The organism is Streptomyces yatensis (genome assembly GCF_018069625.1).
Classification (GTDB): domain Bacteria; phylum Actinomycetota; class Actinomycetes; order Streptomycetales; family Streptomycetaceae; genus Streptomyces; species Streptomyces yatensis.
On the sequence record NZ_CP072941.1, the window covers coordinates 7,367,986 to 7,388,795 of the forward strand.

Below are 20,810 nucleotides of genomic sequence, written 5' to 3' on the forward strand. Positions count from 1 at the left end.
TACGGTCTCGTATCGTATTGCGCCTAGCCTGGGCGGCATGGCCTCCCCATCCAGCACCCAGGGCGCCCCGGACGGGTCCGGCGTCCCCGAGGCGATCTACCGCAGACGCTGGGCGATCCTCGTCGTCCTGATGTTCAGCGTCCTGGTGGTCGTCCTCGACAACTCGATACTCAACGTGGCGATGAAGACCATCGCCTCGCCCAAACCCACCGGGCTCGGGGCCACCCAGAGCCAGCTCGAGTGGGCGATCAACTCCTACACGCTGGTCTTCGCCGGGCTGCTGTTCACCGCGGGCATCCTCGGCGACCGGATCGGCCGTAAGAAGGTCCTGCTCGGCGGGATGGTGGTGTTCGGCGCGGGCTCGGTGCTCGCCGCCTTCTCCGGTTCGCCCGGTGAACTCATCGGCTTCCGGGCGCTCATGGGCCTCGGCGCCGCCTTCGTGATGCCCGCGACCCTCGCCATCCTGGTCAATGTCTTCGAACGCGAGGAACAGGCCAAGGCCATCGGCATCTGGGTCGCCGCGGTGGGGCTGGCCATCGCCATCGGCCCGATCACCGGCGGTCTGCTGCTGGAGCACTTCTGGTGGGGCTCGGTCTTCTTCGTCAATGTGCCGATCGTGATCGTCGGACTGATCGCGATGGTGCTGCTCGTCCCCGACTCCAGGGACCCCGCGCCCGGCCGGGTCGACCCACCGGGCGTGCTGCTGTCCGTCGTCGGGCTCGTGCTGCTGGTCTACGGCATCATCAAGGGCGGCCAGCTCGCCGACTTCACCGACGCCCAGGTGCTGGGCTCCATCGCCGCCGGGCTCGCCGTCCTGGTCCTGTTCGTGCTGCACGAGAAGCGCAGCGACCACCCGGCCATCGACATCGGCTACTTCCGCAACCCGGCCTTCTCCGCCGCCATCGGCGCCGTCGCCCTGGTCTTCTTCGCCCTCATGGGCGTGACCTTCTTCATGGTCTTCTACACCCAGAGCGTGCGCGGCTACAGCGCGCTCGAATCCGGGCTGCTGATCCTGCCGCTGGCCGTGGCACAGCTGATCTTCGCCCCCCGCGCCCGGCTGGTCGTCGAGCGGTTCGGCGCCCGTGCGGTGTGCACCGGCGGCATGCTGCTGGTGGCCGCCACCATGTCGGGGTTCCTGCTGCTGGGCGTGGACACCCCGATCGTCGTGCTCGAGCTGCTGTTCTTCGCCCAGGGCGCCGGAATGGCGCATATCATGCCGCCGGTGACCACCGCGATCATGCAGGCGCTGCCGCGCCAGAAGGCCGGCTCCGGCTCGGCGCTCAACAACACCTTCCGGCAGGTCGGCGGCGCGCTCGGGGTCGCCGTGCTCGGTTCGGTGCTCTCCTCCACCTACCGCGAGGGCATCCGGGACACCCTGGCCGCCGTGCCCGGACTCCCCGACTCCGTACGGGCCTCGGCGGGCGAGTCCGTCGAGGCCACGCTGGGGGTCGCCGAGAAGCTGGGGCCCAGGGGCCAGGAGCTGGTGGGCCCCGCGCAGGACGCCTTCGTCCACGCCATGCATGTCACCGCCCTCGGCTCGGCGGGCGTCGCCCTCTTCGGCGCGCTGGTGGTCCTCGCCTTCCTGCCCGGCAAGGGCGCCTCCGGCGAGGCCCCCGACAGCGGGCGGCCGCATCCGCGGAAGGAGGCGTCGGCCGACCGATGACCGCACCGGAGAGCTCCGCGCCCAGACTTCGCGGACGCCCCCGCAGCCCCGCCGCCGACGCCGCGATCATCGAGGCCGCGCTGCGGCTGCTGGAGGAGGGCGCCTCGGTCGGCGGGCTGTCGATCGAGGGGATCGCCCGCGAGGCGGGTGTCGGCAAGGCCACCGTCTACCGCCGCTGGCCCGGTAAGGACGCGCTGATGCTCGATGTGCTGCGCTCCCTGGAGGAGCCCAGCCCCGAGCCGGCCGGGGTCTCGGTGCGTGACGACCTCGTCACCGTCCTGGAGTTCATGCGCCGCCGCGGGCTCGCCAAGCGCCACTCCGCCCTGCTGCGCAATGTCATCACCCAGATGCACGCGCACAAGGAGCTGTGGCGGGCCTACGACGAGAACGTCATAGCGGCCCGCCGCGCGACCCTGCGCGCCGTGCTGCGGCGGGGGCGGGAGAGCGGTGAGATCCGCGCCGATGTGGATCTGGAGCTGCTCGCCGACCTCTTCACCGGCCCCATGCTCGCCCGCGCCATGCTCCACGAGTGGAAGGAACTCCCCGACGGGCTGGCCGAGCGGATCGTCGACACGGTCCTGGAAGGGGTCTCCCCACGCGGCTGAGCGGTTTGTGCCTGTTGTGTCACAACACCCCCTCCCGCGCCGGGATGTGGAACTCCCGGCCGCCGACCCGACGTCCTCGGACGCGAGACGCCCCCGGGGGCGTCCGGAAAAGCCCTGGTCATCACCTAGGGTCGTAGCCAAGGCGCGGCAGTTGAGGCAGTGAGGGACGACGAATGACGCAGGCGTACACGCAGGAGACGGGACAGCTCGGGGACGCGCCCGGGCGATCGGGATCCCGGATCGGCCGCCTGCTCGACCGGTTCCGGGACGATCGCGGCATCTGGCGGCGCGGACTGGTGCTGGCGGCGATCGCGATCCTGCTCGCCCTGGTCATGATCTTCCACGCCGACATCCCCAACCGGGTGGGCAACCTCGGCTCCCTGCTGGAGACCTTCCTGCCGTGGCTGGGCCTGGCCCTGCCGGTGCTGCTGGTGCTCGGTCTGGTGCGGCGGTCGGCGAGCGCCGTGCTCGCGCTGGTGCTGCCCGTCGCCGTCTGGCTGAACCTCTTCGGCGGGCTGATGTTCTCCGACAAGTCCGGCAGCGGCGGTGAGCTGACCGTCGTCACCCACAACGTCAACGCGGAGAACCCCGACCCGACCGGCACCGCCGAGGACGTGGCCGGCTCGGGCGCCGATGTGGTGGCCTTGGAGGAGCTGACGGGCGATGCCGTGCCCACGTACGAGCGGGCCCTGGCGGGGACTTACCGCTACCACACCGTGCAGGGCACGGTGGGGCTGTGGAGCAAGTACCCGCTGTCCGGCACCAAGCCCGTGGACATCAAGCTGGGCTGGACGCGGGCGCTGCGCACCACCGTCGCCACCCCGCGCGGTGAGGTCGGTGTCTATGTGGCCCATCTGCCCTCGGTGCGCGTGAAGTTCAACGCGGGTTTCACCGCCGGGCAGCGCGACGCCAGCGCCGAGGCGCTGGGCCAGGCCATCTCCCGGGAACGGCTCCGCAAGGTGATCCTGCTCGGCGATCTGAACGGCACGATGAACGACCGGGCGCTGGCCCCCGTCACCGCGCAGATGCGGTCCGCCCAGGGCGCGGCGGGCGACGGCTTCGGCTTCAGCTGGCCGGCCTCGTTCCCGATGGCGCGGATCGACCAGATCATGGTGCGGGGCGTGGATCCGGTCGCGGCGTGGGCGCTGCCCAAGACCGGCAGCGATCACCTTCCGCTGGCGGCGTCGGTCGACTACTGAGCCGTGAGCCCCTTGGCGGGCGGGTGACTCAGCTCACGGCCCATCCGGCGAGATCTTACGTGCCGTTCATCTTGAGGATCTCCTCGGGAACATCCGGCGTGAGAGACTTTGTTCAGCTAGAGAACATACGCATCCTCTGCACGTTTCTCCTTCGTTTGAAAGGTCTCTCATGCCCCTGGCCCTGCTCGCCCTTGCTGTGAGCGCCTTCGGCATTGGTACTACCGAGTTCGTGATGATGGGCTTGCTGCCCAATGTCGCCGGCGATCTGGACACCTCGGTGCCCACCGCCGGATACCTCGTCTCCGCCTATGCCATCGGGGTCGTGGTGGGCGCTCCGCTGCTGACCGCCCTCGGTTCCCGGATCCCGCGCAAGCGGATGCTCGTGTTGCTCATGGCGCTCTTCACGGTGGGCAACCTCGCCTCCGCCCTCGCCCCCAACTTCGGGCTGCTGATCGCGGGCCGGGTGCTCGCCGGGCTGCCCCACGGCGCGTTCTTCGGCGTCGGCGCGGTGGTCGCCTCGCGGCTGGTGTCCGAGGACCGGCGGGCCCGCGCGGTCGCCACCATGTTCCTCGGGCTGACCATCGCCAATATCGTCGGCGTCCCGGTGGCCACGCTGCTCGGCCAGAACCTCGGCTGGCGTGCGACCTTCCTCGTGGTCTCCGCGATCGGCGTGGTCGCGATGGCCGCGCTCGCCCGGCTCGTCCCGCAGGTCTCCCATGAGCAGCACGGCGGCCTGCGCCAGGAGCTCGGCGCGCTGCGCGACCGGCAGGTCATCCTCGGGCTGCTCACCGCCGTCTTCGGCTTCGCCGGCGTCTTCGCCGTCTACAGCTACCTCGCCTCGATGATGACCGAGGTCACCGGGTTCGGTGAGTCGACGGTCACCCTGGTGCTGGCGCTGTTCGGCATCGGCATGACGCTGGGCGCCCTGGTCGCCGGTCCGCTGACCGACCGGGCACTGCGCCCGACGCTCTACGGCTCGCTGGCGGCACTCGCGGTCACGCTCGTGGCCTTCGACTTCACGGTGCATGTGAAGTGGGCGGCGCTGGTGTCGGTCGTGGTGCTGGGTGCGGTCGGCTTCATGACCACCACCCCGCTGCAGATGCTGGTGATGAACAAGGCCCAGCACGCCCCGACGCTGGCCTCCGCCTCCAACCACTCCGCGTTCAACCTGGCCAACGCCGGTGGCGCGTGGCTGGGCGGCGTCGCCATCGCGGCGGGCTGGGGCTGGACCTCCCCGACGCTGGTCGGCGCGGTGCTCGCGGTGATCGGTCTCGCGATAGCGCTGATCGCGGGGCGGACCGACCGGGCTCCGGCGGGTGGCTCGCGGGTTGTTGCGAGCAGTGAGTCGATGCCGCAGATGTCCGAGGTGCGCTGAGCGACGGGGGTCCGGCGGATCTTTCCCCCACCCCGCCCCTCCCCGAACCCGGGGGCCGCCCCCGGCCCCCGCCCGGGGCTCCGCCCCAGGACCCCGCCCGGGGCTCCGCCCCAGGACCCCGGCCGGGGCTCCGCCCCAGGACCCCGGCCGGGCTCCGCCCCAGGACCCCGGCCGGGGCTCCGCCCCAGGACCCCGGCCGGGGCTCCGCCCCAGGACCCCGGCCGGGGCTCCGCCCCAGGACCCCGGCCGGGGCTCCGCCCCAGGACCCCGCCCGGGGCTCCGCCCCAGGACCCGCCCGGGGCTCCGCCCCAGGACCCGCCCGGGGCTCCGCCCCAGGACCCCGCTCCTCAAGCGCCGGAGGGGCTGATTGGTTCCGCCCCGGCCGGGGCTTGGCCCCAGACCCCGGCCGGGGCTCCGGCCCAGGACCCCGTTCCTCAAGCGCCGGAGGGGCTGGTTGGTTCCGCCCCGGCCGGGGATTCGCCCCGGGGGGCCTGGCTGCGGCCCCCGGCCGGGGCTTGGCCCCGGACCCCGACTGGGGCTTCGTGCTGGATCCCGGGGCCGGGGCTCCGCCCCCGACTTCGGAACTGGGGCTCCGCTCGGCCCCGGAATTGCGGCTCCGCCCCCGACCCGGGGCCCCGGGCGGGAAACCCCTGCGACTCGGCCGAGCCAATCCAGCCCCTCCGGCGCTTGAGGAGCGGGGTTCAGGGGCGGAGCCCCGGTCGGGGGCTGGGGCGGAGCCCCAGTTTCGGGAAGGGGCGGGGAGGGGAACAGCCCGCCGCAGGCGTCACGCCCCGTCGCACACCCCTAAGCGCCCGCTGGACACGTTGCCGGGGCAGACCGCCCCGGATCCCGTCTCGCTTGACTTTGACACCCATGTGAGGCTTTAGCGTCCCGGTCATCAGCCGCGAGACGTAAGGACACCACCCGATGACCAGCACCTCACCCCTCGCCCGCATCGTCCGGGGCGCCGGCCCCGGGCTGTTGCTCGCCCACGGCGGGACCGGCTCCATCGACGGGAACTACGGCCCGATCCTGGACGGCCTCGCCGAGCGCCACCGCGTGGTCGGCCCCGACTACCCCGGCTCCGGCCGCACCCCGCGCGCGAGCGGGCCGCTGGATCTGGACACCCTCGCCGACCAGCTGGTGGCCGCCGCCGTGGAGCAGGGGCTGGACACCTTCGCCATCGCCGGATATTCGCTCGGCGGCCCGGTCGCCCTGCGTGCCGCCACCCGCCATCCGGAGCGGGTCACCGCCCTGGTCCTGACCGCGACCTTCGCCCAGCCCAGCGCCCGGATGCGGCTCCTGGTCGAGGACTGGCTGCGCCATCTGCGCTCGGACGACCAGGAAGCGACCGCCCGCTGGGCGGCGCTCATCGGGGCGGGCGCGCCCTATCTGGACCGGATGACGCCCGACCAGCTCGCCATGGTGATCAAGGGTGCCCGCGCCTCCGTACCGCCCGGCGCGATCGACCAGGTCGAACTGGTCGGCCGGGTCGACGTCCGCGAGGACCTGGGCCGGATCCGGGTGCCCAGCCTGGTGATCTCCACGACCCTGGACACGATGGCCACGCCGTACCACCACCGCCAGGTCGCGGACGGGATCCCCGGCGCCCGCTTCGCCGAGCTGGAGTCCGGTCACCTGCCGTTCGTGGAGGCGCCCGATGAGTGGCTGGGGCTGATCAGGACGTTCCTGGACGCCCAGCATGCGTAGCCCACAGGGCAGCTCCTGCTCACTGGGCCCCGCCCCCTCACCGGCTCAGGTGCGCTCGCGCCAGCGGTTGGTGATGGGCAGCCGGCGGTCCTTGCCGAAGCCCTTCGCGGAGATCTTCGTGCCCGGCGGGTACTGCCGGCGCTTGTACTCGGCCGTGTCCACGAGCCGCAGGATCCGGGTCACCAGCGGATCGTCGTACCCCGCCGCCACGATGTCCTGACGCCCCTGGTCACGGTCGACGTACAGCTCCAGGATCCGGTCGAGGATCTCGTAGTCGGGAAGCGAGTCGGTGTCGACCTGACCGGGGCGCAGCTCGGCGCTCGGCGGCTTGGTGATCGAGTTCTCGGGGATGGGCGGGGTCTGGCCCCGCTCTTCCGCCGCGCGGTTACGCCATTTCGCCAGGCGGAAGACCGACGTCTTGTAGACGTCCTTGATCGGGCCGTACGCGCCGACCGAGTCCCCGTAGAGCGTGGAGTAGCCGCAGGCCAGCTCGGACTTGTTGCCCGGGGCGAGGACGATATGGCCCTCCTGGTTGGAGATCGCCATCAGCATCGTGCCGCGCAGCCGCGACTGCAGGTTCTCCTCGGCCAGCCCGGTGAGCTGCAGGGAGCCCATATAGGCGTCGAACATCGGGGCGATCGAGACCGTGCGGAAGTTGAGCCCGGTGCGCCGCGCCAGCTCGGTGGCGTCGGCGACGGAGTGCTCGGAGGAGTAGCGCGAGGGCATCGCGACGCCGTACACGTTCTGCGCGCCGACCGCGTCACAGGCGATGGCGGCCACCAGCGCGGAGTCGATGCCGCCGGAGAGCCCGATCAGCACACTGCTGAAGCCGTTCTTCGCCGCGTAGGCCCGCAGCCCCACGACCAGCGCCGTGTAGACCTCCTCGTCGTCGCCGAGCCGCTCGGCCTCGCCGCCCGCGAGCTCCGGTTCGTAAGCGGGCAGCGGGTCGGCGGAGAGGGTGACATGGTCGATGCGCAGCCCGTCGTCCACGACCCCCTCGGGGACGGAGTCCGGGTCGGCGGCCGGCAGCTCGAGGTCGAGCAGCACACAGCCCTCGGCGAACTGCGGGGCGCGCGCGATGACTTCGCCATCCCGGTCCACCACGATCGAGTCGCCGTCGAAGACCAACTCGTCCTGGCCGCCGATCATCGCCAGATACGCGGTGGTGCAGCCCGCCTCCTGGGCCCGCTTGCGCACCAGGTCCAGCCGGGTGTCGTCCTTCTCCCGCTCGTACGGCGAGGCGTTGATCGACAACAGCAGCCCGGCCCCGGCCGAACAGCTGGCCGGCACCCGGCCGCCGTCCTGCCACAGGTCCTCGCAGATGGCGAGCGCGACGTCGATGCCGTGGACGCGCACCATGGGCAGGGAGTCGCCGGGCACGAAGTAGCGGAACTCGTCGAAGACGCCGTAGTTCGGCAGATGGTGCTTGGCGAAGGTCAGGGCGACCGTGCCGCGGTGCAGCACGGCTCCCGCGTTCTGCGGTGAGCCGGCCGGCTGGCCGTAGCGCCGGGCGCGCTCGCTGCGGTCGAGATAGCCGACGACCACCGGCAACTCGCCAAGACCCTCGGCGTTCAGCCGCTCGGCGAGCGCGTGCAGCGCCGCGCGCGACGCCTCGACGAAGGACGAGCGCAGCGCCAGGTCCTCGACGGGGTAGCCGGTCAGCACCATCTCGGGGAACGCCACCAGATGGGCGCCCTGCTCGGCGGAGTGCCGGGTCCAGTGGAGTATCGACTCGGTGTTGCCGTCGAGGTCTCCGACGGTCGAGTCGATCTGGTTCAGAGCGAGGCGAAGTTGAGGCACGCGCCCAGTGTAATCGTCTGTCTGACGCGATAGCCGGGGGTGTCTGCCTTCTCACGCCTGCGGCCTGGTCGCGCGCCGCCGGCCCTCTCGCGCCTGCGGCCCTCTCGCGCCTGCGGCCCTCTCGCGCCTGCGGCCCTCTCGCGCCTGCGGCCCTCTCGCGCCTGCGGCCCTTTCGCGCCTGCGGCCCTCTCGCGCCTGCGGCCCTCTCGCGCCTGCGGCCTTCTCGCGCGCCGCCGGTCTTCTCCTGGGCCGTCCGCTTCCTCGCGCGCCGCCGGCCTCCCCGCGCCGGACGGCCGCGCCGGGGCGGATCCCGCCCGGCCCCTCGCCTCCGGGGCCGGGCCGTCCCGGACGCCGCGGCTACTTCTGGTAGCCGAGGATGGTCATCATCCCGGACTCCGAGTGGTAGACGTTGTGGCAGTGGACCATCCACAGCCCCGGATTGTCGGCGTCGAGATCCACGTTCACCTTGTGGTGCGGCCGCAGGATCGTGGTGTCCTTACGGGGGCCGCCGTCCGGCAGCCCGAAGGTGTGGCCGTGCAGATGCATCGGATGCCACATGTCGGTGCCGTTGATGAAGGAGATCCGCACCCGCTCACCGGCCCGCACCGGATAGCGCTGCGTGGGGTCGTACGGCCGGCCGTTGATCGCCCAGTCGAAGCGCCGCATCGAGCCGGTGAGCCGCATCCGGATGATCCGGTCGGGCTCCTTGGGCGTCAGGCGCACGTCCTCCGCCGCCTTCAGCCGGTCCGCGGTGAGCAGCTCGCCGTCCAGCTCCTTGGGGCGGGGGAACTTCACCGGGCTCTTGCCGCGGGTGCGCAGCACCGCCATCGCGGAGCGCCCCTTGCCCTCGGCGAGGACGGCGAGCGGGAAGATCCCGTCCTTGACGGTCACCAGCACGTCGTAGCGCTCGCCCATGCCCAGCAGCAGCGCGTCCGTCTTGGCCGGTACGACGGGGTAGCCGTCGGTGTGGGTGACGGTCATCCGGTGGCCGCCGAGGGCGACGCGGAAGGCGGTGTCACCGCCCGCGTTGATGAGGCGGATGCGGATCCGGTCGCCGCGCTTGGCGCGGAAGACCTGCGGGGACTCCGGGCTGCGCCCGTTGACCAGGTAGTAGGGGTAGGTGACATTGCCCGCGTGGCCGCCCAGCAGCTCGCTCTCCATGGGCGCGGCGGGCGCGGCCTTCTTGGGCGCCGCGGGCCGGGACAACGGTCGGGCCGCGGCGCGCTTCGCGGCGCCCGCCGCCGTGCCTTTGGCCGCGCCCTTGGCGGCTCGGTCGCCGCCGTCGCCCATGGAGCCCATGGAGTGGCCGCCCTTGCCGCCCTTGCCGCCGTTCAGCCGCTCGAGCTCCGTGTCCGGAGTGCGGCCGCCCACTCCGTCGAGCCAGTCGTCGAGGACGACGACCCACTCCTTGTCGTACTTCAGCGGCTCCTGGGGATCCTCCACGATCAGCGGTGCGTACAGCCCCCGGTCCAGCTGGGCGCCCGAGTGCGGATGGACCCAGTAGGTGCCCGGGTAGAACGCGGTGAAGCGGTAGTCGAAGGCGGCGCCGGTCTTGACCGGGCGCTGGGTCACCCCGGGGACGCCGTCCATGTCGTTGCGCAGCCGGATGCCGTGCCAGTGCAGCGTGGTGGGCTGTGGCAGGTTGTTGGCGAGGGTGAGGGCGATCGTGTCGCCCGCGGTCACCCGGATCTCCCGGCCCGGCACCTGGTCCTCGTACGCCCAGGACGCCACCTTGCGGGCGCCGATGTCCAGGGTGGTCGCGGTGGCGGTCAGCCGGAACGTCCGCACGGGGCCGGGGCCCCGACGCTGCTCGGTCGCGGCGACCTCCGGGCCGTGCGGGGAGATGTACTCCGCCGGGGCGTCCTCCGCGGGGGCGCCGGCCCGGGCGGGGGCGCCCATCGCGTTGCTGTCCATTCCGTCGTGGCCCGCGGTCCGGGGGTGGGGGCCGGGGGAGCCACAGGCCGCGAGCAGACCGCTGCCCGCGGCGGCGATGCCCGTGCCGAGCACGGCACGGCGAGTCTTTTCGTGCATGAGTCAGTACCCCAATGCTGATGTGTGCCGGATGCGTGAGGGTCGGCGCGTCCGCCGCCCCGCCGGAAGGGCGGGCGGCCGACGCGCCGCTCTATGCGACGCATCAGCGGTCGGCTGTGGGGTGAGGGGCCTTGGTGCACCGCCGCCTCCATCTGACCGTTCAGATCATCATCTGACCGTTTGATCATCGTGATAGTCGGCACCCTACCCCCAAGGGGTATGGAGCTCCCGCAGGCGCCACGGTGGGCACGGAACGTCCGGGGCCGGGACCGGCCGGGTGAAAGTACGATGCACACATCGTGGTGCGGCTGAGGGAAGACCGGAGAGCCCGGACGAAACCTCCGTGTAATCCCGCCGCGTGATACTGGGCTGCGGAAGGTGCCCCGCGCCCGCAAAAAGAGCCGTTTGACCTGCAAGGATAGGGGACCATGGATAAGCAGCAGGAGTTCGTGCTCCGCACGCTCGAAGAGCGCGACATCCGGTTCGTGCGGCTCTGGTTCACCGATGTGCTCGGCTTCCTGAAGTCCGTGGCCGTCGCGCCGGCCGAACTCGAGGGCGCCTTCGACGAAGGCATCGGCTTCGACGGCTCCGCGATCGAGGGCTTCGCCCGGGTCTACGAATCCGACATGATCGCCAAGCCGGACCCCGGGACGTTCCAGATCCTGCCCTGGCGCGCCGAGGCCCCCGGGACCGCCCGGATGTTCTGCGACATCCTGATGCCGGACGGCTCACCGTCCTTCGCCGACCCCCGCTTCGTCCTCAAGCGCATCCTCGCCAAGACCTCCGACCTCGGGTTCACCTTCTACACCCACCCCGAGATCGAGTTCTTCCTGCTCAACCAGAAGCCGGTGGACGGCAGCCGCCCGGTGCCCGCCGACTCCTCCGGCTACTTCGACCACACCCCGCAGAACATCGGCATGGACTTCCGCCGCCAGGCGATCACCATGCTCGAATCGATGGGCATCTCGGTCGAGTTCTCCCACCACGAGGGCGCCCCCGGCCAGCAGGAGATCGACCTGCGCTACGCCGACGCGCTCTCCACCGCCGACAACATCATGACCTTCCGCCTGGTCATGAAGCAGGTCGCGCTGGAGCAGGGCGTACAGGCCACGTTCATGCCCAAGCCGTTCTCCGAATTCCCCGGCTCCGGCATGCACACCCACCTCTCCCTCTTCGAGGGCGACCGCAACGCGTTCTACGAGTCCGGCTCCGAGTTCCAGCTCTCCAAGGTGGGCCGCTCCTTCATCGCGGGGCTGCTCCGCCACGCCGGGGAGATCTCCGCCGTGACCAACCAGTGGGTCAACTCCTACAAGCGCATCTGGGGCGGCTCCAAGCGCACCGCCGGCGCGGGCGGCGAGGCCCCCTCCTACATCTGCTGGGGCCACAACAACCGCTCCGCCCTCGTCCGCGTCCCCCTCTACAAGCCCGGCAAGACCGGCTCCACCCGCATCGAGGTCCGCTCCCTGGACGCCGGCGCCAACCCCTACCTGGCCTACGCGGTGCTGCTCGCGGCCGGGCTCAAGGGCATCGAGGGCGGCTATGAACTCCCGGCCGGCGCCGACGACGACGTCTGGGCCCTCTCCGACGCCGAGCGCCGCTCACTGGGCATCGAGCCGCTGCCGCAGAACCTGGGCGAGGCGATCGACCTGATGGAGCGCAGCGAACTGGTCGCGGAGACGCTCGGTGAGCATGTCTTCGACTTCTTCCTCCGCAACAAGAAACAGGAGTGGGAGGAGTACCGCTCCGAGGTGACCCCGTTCGAGCTGCGGAAGATGCTGCCGGTGCTGTAGCGGACGGGCGAGGGCGGGGCGCGGGCGCGCCCCGCCCTCGTCGGCCTGACCCCGCCCGGACCTGCCGCTTCGCCCTCGGGGTCGCTTAGGCTCGTCAGCGGCGCCTTTGATCATCGGTGTGCGTGGTCGAGCGGCGCGGAGTCGACCAGGGACGGAAGGCGGCGGGATGTCCGTACCGCAGGGACGCAGGAGCAGCAACGTCACCCGGCTGCTGCGGCACGGTTTCACCGACGCCTCGGCCGCCCAGCGGCTGCTGGACGCGCCCGAGCTGGCCTCGGTGCGCAGCGATTCGGTGCTGCTGGAGGCGCTCGGCGCGACCGCCGACCCGGATCTGGCGCTGCTCGGGCTGGTACGGCTCGTCGAGGCGCTGCCGGAGGACGAGGGGGAGGCGGGGAAGCCGAACGGCGGGCAGCGGGCCGGTTCGCGGCAGGCGCTGCTGGACACCCTCGTCACCGCCAAACCGCTGCGCGACCGGCTGCTCGGGGTGCTCGGCGCCTCCGAGGCGCTGGGCGACCACCTCGCCCGCCATCCGGGGGACTGGCACGCCCTGGTGACCTATGAGTCGGCCGATCTGCATCCGGCCACCCCCGAGTTCGAGCGGGCCCTGGCAGAGGGGGTCTGGGGCGCGCCCGGGGCGGGGCTGCCCCGGCCCGACGCGTTGCGCGTCGCCTACCGCCGGGCGCTGCTGGCCATCGCGGCCCGCGATGTGTGCGGCACCATCGACATCACCCAGACGGCCGCGGAACTGGCCGACCTGGCGACCGCGACGGTGCGGGCCGCGCTGGAGATCGCGGCCGAGGAGGAGCCGCAGGACGCCGCCGCCTGCAAGCTGGCCGTGATCGGCATGGGCAAATGCGGCGGCCGCGAGCTCAACTACGTCTCCGATGTGGACGTGATCTTCGTGGCGGAGGCGGTCGAGGGGGTCCAGGAGGACGAGGCGGTGCGGGCCGCCACCCGGCTCGCCTCCCGGCTGATGCGGGTCTGCTCCGATGTCACCGTCGAGGGCACCATCTGGCCCGTGGACGCCAACCTCCGCCCCGAGGGGCGCAACGGCCCGCTGGTGCGGACCCTCTCCAGCCATCTGGCGTACTACCAGCGCTGGGCCAAGACCTGGGAGTTCCAGGCGCTGCTGAAGGCCCGTCCGATGGCGGGTGACGCCGGGCTCGGCCAGGCGTATGTGGACGCCCTCGCGCCGATGGTCTGGCAGGCCGTCGAGCGCGAGAACTTCATCCCCGATGTGCAGCAGATGCGCCGCCGGGTGGTCGAGAACATCCCCGTCTCCGAGGTTGACCGCGAGCTGAAACTGGGCCCCGGGGGGCTGCGCGACGTCGAGTTCGCCGTCCAGCTGCTGCAGTTGGTGCACGGGCGCTCCGATGAGTCGCTGCGCAGCGGTACGACGCTGGACGCGCTCGCGGCCCTGGCCGCGGGCGGCTATGTGGGGCGCACCGACGCCGCCGCGCTGGACGCCGCGTACCGCTTTCTGCGCACCATGGAACACCGCCTCCAGCTCTACCGGCTGCGCCGCACCCATCTGATGCCCGAGGGCGAGGCCGATCAGCGCCGCCTCGGCCGGTCGCTGGGGTTCCGCACCGAGCCGGTCACCGAACTGGGCACCGCCTGGCGGCGGCACGCCCGCGAGGTGCGGCGGCTGCACGAGAAGCTCTTCTACCGGCCGCTGCTGGACGCCGTCGCCCAGCTCCAGCCCGGCGAGATCCGGCTCAGCCCCAAGGCGGCCGGTCAGCGCCTCACCGCCCTGGGGTACGCGGACCCGGCCGGAGCACTGCGCCATCTGGAGGCACTGGCCTCCGGTGTGACCCGAAAAGCGGCGATTCAGCGAACGTTGCTGCCGGTGCTGCTGGGCTGGTTCGCCGATTCCGCCGACCCGGATGCCGGGCTGCTGGGCTTCCGCAAGGTCTCGGACGCGCTTGGCAAGACGCCCTGGTACCTGCGGCTGCTGCGTGACGAGGGGGCCGCCGCCGAGAACCTGGCCCGGGTGCTCTCCGCCGGGCGGCTCGCCCCCGATCTGCTGCTGCGCGCCCCCGAGGCGGTCGCCCTGCTCGGCGACCCGGAGGGGCTGCGCCCGCGCGGCCGGGCCCATCTGGAGCAGGAGGTGCTGGCCGCCGTCGGCCGCGCCGACGGCGCCGAGCAGGCGGTCGCGGTGGCGCGCGGGGTGCGGCGGCGCGAGATGTTCCGTACGGCGGCCGCGGACGTCATCGAAAGCGCCCGGCTGGCCAACGGCGAGGCGCGCCCTACCGTGAGCTGGCCGCTGTCGGAGGAGCGGACGCCGGGCCGGGCCACGGGACCGACGATGACGGCGCCCGCCCCCGCGCCGGCCAGGGGCCCCGAGGTCCCCAGCGCCCTGCGGGAATCCGAACCCCATATGCCGGCCCGGCCCGCCGCCCCCGCCGCCGAACCGCCCGTGGACGCCGCGGCCCTGATCGACATGGTCGGCGACGCCCTCTCCGATCTGAACGCCGCGACCCTCGCCGGCGCCCTGCGCGCCGCCGTCCGCGACACCTGGGGCGATGAGCTGCCCACCCGCTTCGCCGTCATCGGCCTCGGCCGCTTCGGCGGCCATGAGCTCAGCTACGGCTCCGACGCGGATGTGCTCTTCGTCCATGAGCCGCGCGAGGGGGCCGACGAACAGGAGGCCGCCCGCGCCGCGTTCGCCGTGGCCAACGAGATGCGGCGGCTGCTCCAGCTCCCCACCGCCGATCCGCCCCTGCTCATCGACGCCGATCTGCGCCCCGAGGGCAAGTCCGGGCCGCTGGTGCGCACGCTGGGCTCGTACGCCGCCTACTACCGCCGCTGGTCGCTGGTGTGGGAGAGCCAGGCGCTGCTGCGCGCCGAACCGGTGGCGGGCGACCCCGGGCTCGGCCGGCGCTTCATCGAGCTGATCGATCCGCTGCGGTATCCGGCCGAGGGGCTGGGCGAGGACGCGATCCGCGAGATCCGGCGGCTCAAGGCCCGGATGGAGTCCGAGCGGCTGCCGCGCGGGGCCGACCCCACCACCCACGCGAAGCTGGGCCGGGGCGGCCTCAGCGATGTCGAGTGGACCGTCCAGCTGCTCCAGATGCGCCACGGCTGGGCCGAGCCCGGGCTGCGCACCACCCGCACCCGCGAGGCCCTGGCCGCCGCCCACGCCGCCGAGCTGATCTCCACCGAGGACGCCCAGACGCTGGACGAGGCATGGGTCCTCGCCAGCCGCGTCCGCAACGCCGTCATGCTGGTCCGCGGCCGCGCGGGCGACACCTTCCCGACGGACGTCCGCGAACTGGCCGCCGTGGGCCGCTACCTGGGCTACGGCCCGGGCCACGTCGGGGAGATGCTGGACGACTACCGCCGCATCACCCGCCGGGCGCGGGCGGTGGTGGAGCGGCTCTTCTACGACTACGAGAGCTGACGCCCGTCACGCTGCGCCCGTCACGGCTGCGCCCGTCACGTGGTGCGTGGCCCGTGGCGCGTGGCCCGTCCCGTGGCGCTGGCCGGGTCCGGCACCAGGATGCCCGTGGCGGGCGGCGGGGGCGGCCGTCACGACGCTCGTGGTGCGCGGCCGGGTCAACTGCCAGGGCGCCCGTGGTGCGCGGCCGCCTCAGCCGTCCGCGGGCAGGCGGATGCGCAGCGGGCCGCAGCCGATGCGGTCGGCCTCCGCCGCGACGAAGCGGGGAAGGAGCGTACGGATGTCGGCGGCGCGCCGGGCGCTGTCCGCCCGGATCAGGAAGGTGACCGGGCCGGTCTGGCACTCGGCCTGGAACAGCCCCATGTCGTCGCGGACGAAGCCGTATCCGTCCTGGTCACCGGCCTTGACCGGGTCCTTGGCGCCGTCCGTGGACAGTTGCGCGTAGAGCATCGCGAGCCGTGGATCCTCCACCGTCATCAGCCGCAGTCCGGGATGGTGGAAGAGCACCCGGCGGTCGCAGGTGCGCACCGGCCCCGCGCCCCGGGTCACCAGGGTGCGGCCCAGCGCACTGTGCCCGTACCCGCGGGGGAGCGGCAGCCCCTCGATGCCGCACATGGCGTCCTTCTTCTCGTCCAGGAACCGTGGCGGCTCCGGTATCCGGCCGGTCGGATCGGCGATGGTGCCCGTGCACCCCTTCTCGGTCATGTAGTGGTCGACCAGCCTGACCACGGCACGCGCGAGTCGATCGCGGGCCTTCGTGTTGACGTCGTGGTCGTAGACCGTCCAGCCGGTCGCCAGGTCGATCACGGTCGGACCGCCGGTGACGTCCATGTCACTCGGCCGGCCGACGCAGCCGTCGGGTACCGCCAGCCAGGCCCGGGTGTCCGAGGCCATGCCCAGCAGGCCATCGCCCAGCGGGGTGAGCCGCGCGGACAGGAACTCATCGGCCCACCGATCGCCCGAGCCGCCGAACCGGGGATCCAGCTGATGCGCCTGGACGGTGATCCGCGAGCCGTCCGACGTCAGCAGGCATTGGCCGGACGAGCCCTCGGCGCCGGTGCGATCGCTGGTGATGGGTACCTCGGAGCTCTCCACGTCCGCTGTGCGGCCGTCTTCGCCCGCGAACAGCGCCGCCGCATCGTCCCGGCTCAAGGCCCCCCAGCAGGCCCGGTCGTCCGCGAACGGACCCGCCTCGGCCTGCCAGGCCACGCCCGCGCCACCGAGCAGCGCCCCGGCGACGACCCCGATGACGGCCGTGGTCACGGCCAGCCGCGGCCGACTGCCGGTCAGCCGCTGCCAGTGCCACCAGGGGCGGCGCCGCTCGTGCAGGGGCACGCGCTCCTCGCTCGCCCCGCTCTTGTCGCTGGTGTCGTTCTCGGAGTCGCTCATCGGTCGGATCCCCCAGGTGCGACGGGCGCGCAACCGACGCGTCGCGCCACGGCGTCGGCGAAGGCGGCGAAGTACGGTGTCGTCTCGTGCGGCGACGGGGCGAGCATCAGCACGGTGAACGGACGCCCCGCGCAGTCGGCCCGTACGACCTTGTAGTCGTCGGCGAAGACCCCCGTACCGCGCCAGCCGCGCGCCGGCGCCTTGCTGCCCGTGGCCCCGTCGAGCAGCGCGGAGAGCCGCGGCTCGGCGACCATCAGGGCGTCGAAGTACCGGCCTTCACCGTGCTGCGTCCGTACCGAACAGGACTGGAGATCCCGGGTGACCGCGCCGACCTGATATTCTAGGTCGGCGCCCTCCTTCTCGCCGAACTCCAGGCCCCTGATCCGGCAGGCGCGGGTGAAGAAGGACTCCTCCTCCTCGGGCAGGGTGGGCATCGGCGAGACGGCCTCGAGCGGCTTCGCCGGGGCGCAACCCGCCTTCTCCATCGCCCGGTTGGCGACCGCCACGAGCAGCCGGGCCACGGACTGGGAGCCGCCGAGTCCCGCACCGGCCGACATCGTGGAGTCGGGGTAGACCGACCGGGCCGTCGAGTCGAGCGTCACCGCGGTCGGCCGCCCGTCGTGGGTGTCGCACCCCTTGGGCAGGACCAGCAGCGCATGAGCGCCGTCGGTGGCGCCCGGCAGCCGGTCGGGCAGCGGCATCGCCCGGTCGCCGAGATACCCGCCGATCCACTCCATGCGCCGCGCGGCGTCCTCGGGCGCGGGGCCGTAGACGACCGTGACCTCGGTCTCCTCCGTGACCTTGTCACCGTCGCTGCTGTAGCGCTCGGAGTGCAGCGCCACGGTGCACCGCCCGCGTGGCTGCCGCGGTGTCGGCGCGGTCTCCTTGGACGTACGGCTCGCGTTGTCCTCGTCCAGCGCCTCGCCGCTCAGGAACTCCGGCCCGCTGTCCTCTTTCCAGGCGCCCCAGCAGTAGCTGTCCTTCCCGAACGGCCAGGTGTCCGTGGCCCAGGTCCCGACCCCGGCCGCCACCAGCACCACGACGGCGCCGCCGACCAGAGCCGCCCGGCGGCGTGCGCCGCCCAACAACTTTTTCATCGATGCCCTTCCCCCGTGTGGCCGTCGATCCTACTCAGCGGCTCAGCACGCGGCGTGAAGGGGGCATGGCAATTCCGTAGGCGTCAGCGGCCGTTCGGCGCAGGCGGCTCGCCGAGCCGCACCGTGATGGTGACGCGCCCCTTCCCATCGATCCGAGCGACCCCGTGCCCGGCCCGCTCGCCCCCGTCCAGATCCAGCGTCATCGGCCCGCCCTCACCGGTGAAGTTCCGCCACCACAGCTTCCGTTCGGGCATGGCGACGCGGATCGTGACGACATCGGCGGCGCGCTCATAGGCGACCGGGGTACTGAAACCGCGCCCCGACCGCCGCCCCGTATACGTCACCACGGTCAGCCGCCCCCTCACCCACCGTCCCCAGCGCGGAGAGGACCGCAGCCCGACCATCCAGGCGTTGAACCGGCCGGTGACGCGCTTCGGAAGCGGCCGTTTGTACCGCACACAAACCTCCGGGTGCCGAGGAACAGGGGAGTTGTGGCGTCACGGTAGCTCCGCGGGTGGCGCACCCCCGCCCGTTGCCCGGAAGTGAGAGAGACGAGCCCCGAGTCCTCTCCCATGGCGTGCGCGCCGAGCGTCGTCCACCGCCCCGGACAGGGCGGGCGTTTCATATGCAGTTCGTGGAGAGCAACGTCATGCGCCGCGAGGTCGTGCACGGCCCGGCCGGACTGACGTCCCCTCCGGGTACCCCTTCCGAAAACGCTTGATCTGAAGCAACTCATTCATCAAACGTTTTCCAGGGGGGTGCCTCCGGGGGTCCGGCATGGGCACAAGCCCTTGGGCAGGGGAGCCGCCACAGGTCCCGCCACCCACGGCCTGCCGCCCGGCGACGAGGCCCGCGCCCCCCCCCGGACCCATGCTCAAACGCGCCGAAGGCGCGAGACGAAACCGTCAGTCGCCCGACGGCTCCCAGACCGCACAGTCGTGGGCGAAAAGCACACGGCGTGGATCGAAGTCGATGAGGCGGTCCAGCCAGGGGCGGTACGGGGGAAGAGGCGGCGTCACGCCATCGAGGGCGGCCCTGCGGGCCAGGTGGTCCGAGGCGAACTCGGAGGCGAAGTCATGGGCCTGACCGGCGAGGATCACCGTGCCGTCGGACTGGCGGACCACCAGTGACTGATGGCCATCGGTGTGGCCGGGAGTCGGGACGATGTGGACGCCCGGCCAGATCTCGCACTCCCCGTCGAGTTCTTCGTAGGTGGCGCCGGGGAAGTCCAGCAGCTCCTCGAACGTGTAATCGCCCCCGCGCGCGGTGGCCAGCTCCACGTCCTGGACCAGGATCGGCGCGCCGGCCAGCAGGGGATTGCCACCGCAGTGGTCGAAGTGGAGGTGGCAGTTCACCACGAGGGAGACGTCCGCGAGGGCGACCCCGGCAGCCGCCAGCGCGTCCGGCAGGCCGTGGCGACGCGGGCGGTAGTGCGCTTCGGTCTCGGGGTCGGCGGCGCCGATGCCGGTGTCGAAGAGGATCAGCCCCCGCTCGTGGCGTACGAGGTAGGCGAGCACCGGTTCGACCCGTGGCTCCGGCCCGCCCGTTTCGGAGGCCGGGCGGACGAAGTAGCCGAGGTCGAGACGGCGCACGGAGATGTCGTTGACCATCCCGCCATGATGGCGCGGTGCGCGGCGAGTTCGCTCGGCGGTCATCAAGACAATCGCCCGGACGCCTACGGCTTCCGCGACCCCGGCAACCAGCGCTTGCGCGCCCGATGCGCGACCACCCGTCGAGCCCGTGGGCACCTCGATGCCCGCTAATTTCGTTGAGTACCCACCCTGCGATCGTGTTGGCTGGCGGCACCGAACTGTCCGTACCGCAGGTGTCCGCTTGGTCGTAGCAGGGAGTTGAACGTGCAGGACATTGTTGTCGACCCGGTTGCCCACAATCGGGCAGCCTGGGACAAGTGTGTCCAAGAGGGCAACGAGTGGTCGAGGCCGGTGAGCGCTGAGGATGTCGAGCGCGCCCGCAGGGGCGACTGGTCGATTGTTCTCATCGGGCGTGAGCCAGTCGACCGCTCCTGGCTGCCGACGGACCTGACCGGCAAGGACGTGTTGTGCCTGGCGTCCGGTGGCGGTCAGCAGGGTCCGATCCTCGCCGCCGCGGGGGCGCGGGTCACCGTATTCGACAACTCACCCCGCCAGCTCGGCCAGGACCAGATGGTGGCGGCGCGCGACGGACTCGACATGCGCACCGTCCTAGGCGACATGCGCGACCTCAGCGCCTTCGGCGACGCAACGTTCGACGTCGTATTCCATCCGGTCTCCAACCTGTTCGTACCGGACTTGGCAGCGGTGTGGCGTGAGTGCTTCCGCGTCCTGCGACCGGGCGGAACTCTGCTCGTGGGCTTCCTCAACCCCGATGTGTACTTGTTCGACCACGAGGCGCTCGACGAGCGCGGCGAGCTGACCGTCGTGCACAAGCTGCCCTACAGCGATGTCACGCACTACTCCGCCGAGGAACGCGCCAAGAAGTTCGGCGCCGATGCTCCTCTTGAATACAGCCACACCCTCACCGACCAGATCGGCGGGCAACTCGCCGCGGGGTTCGTCCTCACCGGCTTCGCGGAAGCGCCGCACCAATCCAACGCATCCGCTCCATACATGTCCCACTACTTTGCGACGCTGGCGGTCAAGCCGGGCTGAGTTCGCAGACGGTAACCCAGCATCTGGCAGGCCTGCTCCGTCCGATCGTCGAGCCTCAGCCCTCCTCGCGGGCGGTGCGGCGTTGAGGGCCAGTGAGCTTCCG

14 protein-coding genes are annotated in these 20,810 nt (G+C 72.1%); 8 read left to right on the forward strand and 6 right to left on the reverse strand.

The annotated features are described in order from the left end of the window. The first annotated feature begins 37 nt into the window (after positions 1-37). From J8403_RS30680 to J8403_RS30700, 5 genes are all read left to right on the forward strand, one after another. A complete protein-coding gene (locus tag J8403_RS30680) occupies positions 38-1,663 on the forward strand; it encodes an MFS transporter (protein ID WP_211126000.1) in 1,626 nt (541 codons plus the stop codon). Next, positions 1,660-2,268: a TetR/AcrR family transcriptional regulator gene (locus J8403_RS30685; protein ID WP_211126001.1), complete on the forward strand. Its 609-nt coding sequence runs from the start codon at positions 1,660-1,662 to the stop codon at positions 2,266-2,268. Before J8403_RS30680 ends, J8403_RS30685 begins: the two co-directional genes overlap by 4 nt. A 173-nt stretch (positions 2,269-2,441) precedes the next feature. Continuing rightward, positions 2,442-3,467: an endonuclease/exonuclease/phosphatase family protein gene (locus J8403_RS30690; RefSeq protein WP_211126002.1), complete on the forward strand. Its 1,026-nt coding sequence runs from the start codon at positions 2,442-2,444 to the stop codon at positions 3,465-3,467. 169 nt (positions 3,468-3,636) lie between these two features. After that, entirely contained in the window at positions 3,637-4,842 is a 1,206-nt protein-coding gene (locus J8403_RS30695) for an MFS transporter (RefSeq protein ID WP_211126003.1), read from the forward strand. 927 nt (positions 4,843-5,769) lie between these two features. Continuing rightward, positions 5,770-6,552, forward strand: a complete 783-nt coding sequence (locus J8403_RS30700) for an alpha/beta fold hydrolase (RefSeq protein ID WP_211126004.1) — start codon at positions 5,770-5,772, stop codon at positions 6,550-6,552. A 45-nt stretch (positions 6,553-6,597) separates the two neighbouring features. Here the strand turns inward: J8403_RS30700 and J8403_RS30705 are convergent, their stop codons facing one another. Both J8403_RS30705 and J8403_RS30710 read right to left on the reverse strand, forming a co-directional pair. Beyond that, on the reverse strand, positions 6,598-8,352 hold the full coding sequence (locus J8403_RS30705; protein ID WP_211126005.1) for an NAD+ synthase: 1,755 nt from the start codon (positions 8,350-8,352) through the stop codon (positions 6,598-6,600). Positions 8,353-8,709: 357 nt separating this feature from the next. Next, positions 8,710-10,383: a multicopper oxidase family protein gene (locus tag J8403_RS30710; RefSeq protein WP_211126006.1), complete on the reverse strand. Its 1,674-nt coding sequence runs from the start codon at positions 10,381-10,383 to the stop codon at positions 8,710-8,712. Between the two features lie 428 nt (positions 10,384-10,811). On the opposite strand from J8403_RS30710, the gene glnA reads away from it, so the two are divergent. Both glnA and J8403_RS30720 read left to right on the forward strand, forming a co-directional pair. Further along, positions 10,812-12,173, forward strand: a complete 1,362-nt coding sequence (glnA, locus tag J8403_RS30715) for a type I glutamate--ammonia ligase (protein WP_208521167.1) — start codon at positions 10,812-10,814, stop codon at positions 12,171-12,173. A 166-nt stretch (positions 12,174-12,339) separates the two neighbouring features. Beyond that, positions 12,340-15,576 carry a bifunctional [glutamine synthetase] adenylyltransferase/[glutamine synthetase]-adenylyl-L-tyrosine phosphorylase gene (locus tag J8403_RS30720; protein ID WP_211126007.1) on the forward strand — a complete coding sequence of 1,079 codons (3,237 nt, stop codon included), beginning with the start codon at positions 12,340-12,342 and terminating at the stop codon, positions 15,574-15,576. Between the two features lie 189 nt (positions 15,577-15,765). Here the strand turns inward: J8403_RS30720 and J8403_RS30725 are convergent, their stop codons facing one another. The 4 genes from J8403_RS30725 to J8403_RS30740 all read right to left on the reverse strand — a co-directional run bounded on the left by J8403_RS30725 (position 15,766) and on the right by J8403_RS30740 (position 19,669). Further along, entirely contained in the window at positions 15,766-16,962 is a 1,197-nt protein-coding gene (locus J8403_RS30725) for a hypothetical protein (protein WP_211126008.1), read from the reverse strand. Further along, the gene (locus tag J8403_RS30730; protein WP_211126009.1) at positions 16,959-18,059 is read right to left on the reverse strand and encodes a hypothetical protein; all 1,101 of its coding nucleotides are present in this window, start codon (positions 18,057-18,059) and stop codon (positions 16,959-16,961) included. The genes J8403_RS30725 and J8403_RS30730 overlap by 4 nt, the downstream gene beginning before the upstream one ends. Before the next feature lie 83 nt (positions 18,060-18,142). After that, positions 18,143-18,517, reverse strand: coding sequence for a hypothetical protein (locus J8403_RS30735; protein ID WP_211126010.1), 375 nt, complete (start codon positions 18,515-18,517; stop codon positions 18,143-18,145). 447 nt (positions 18,518-18,964) lie between these two features. Then, positions 18,965-19,669: an MBL fold metallo-hydrolase gene (locus J8403_RS30740; RefSeq protein ID WP_211126011.1), complete on the reverse strand. Its 705-nt coding sequence runs from the start codon at positions 19,667-19,669 to the stop codon at positions 18,965-18,967. A gap of 246 nt (positions 19,670-19,915) precedes the next feature. Here J8403_RS30740 and J8403_RS30745 point away from each other — a divergent pair, with 246 nt between their 5' ends. Further along, positions 19,916-20,707 (forward strand): class I SAM-dependent methyltransferase, encoded by a 792-nt coding sequence (locus J8403_RS30745; RefSeq protein WP_211126012.1) that lies wholly within the window; start codon positions 19,916-19,918, stop codon positions 20,705-20,707. Positions 20,708-20,810: the final 103 nt, after the last annotated feature.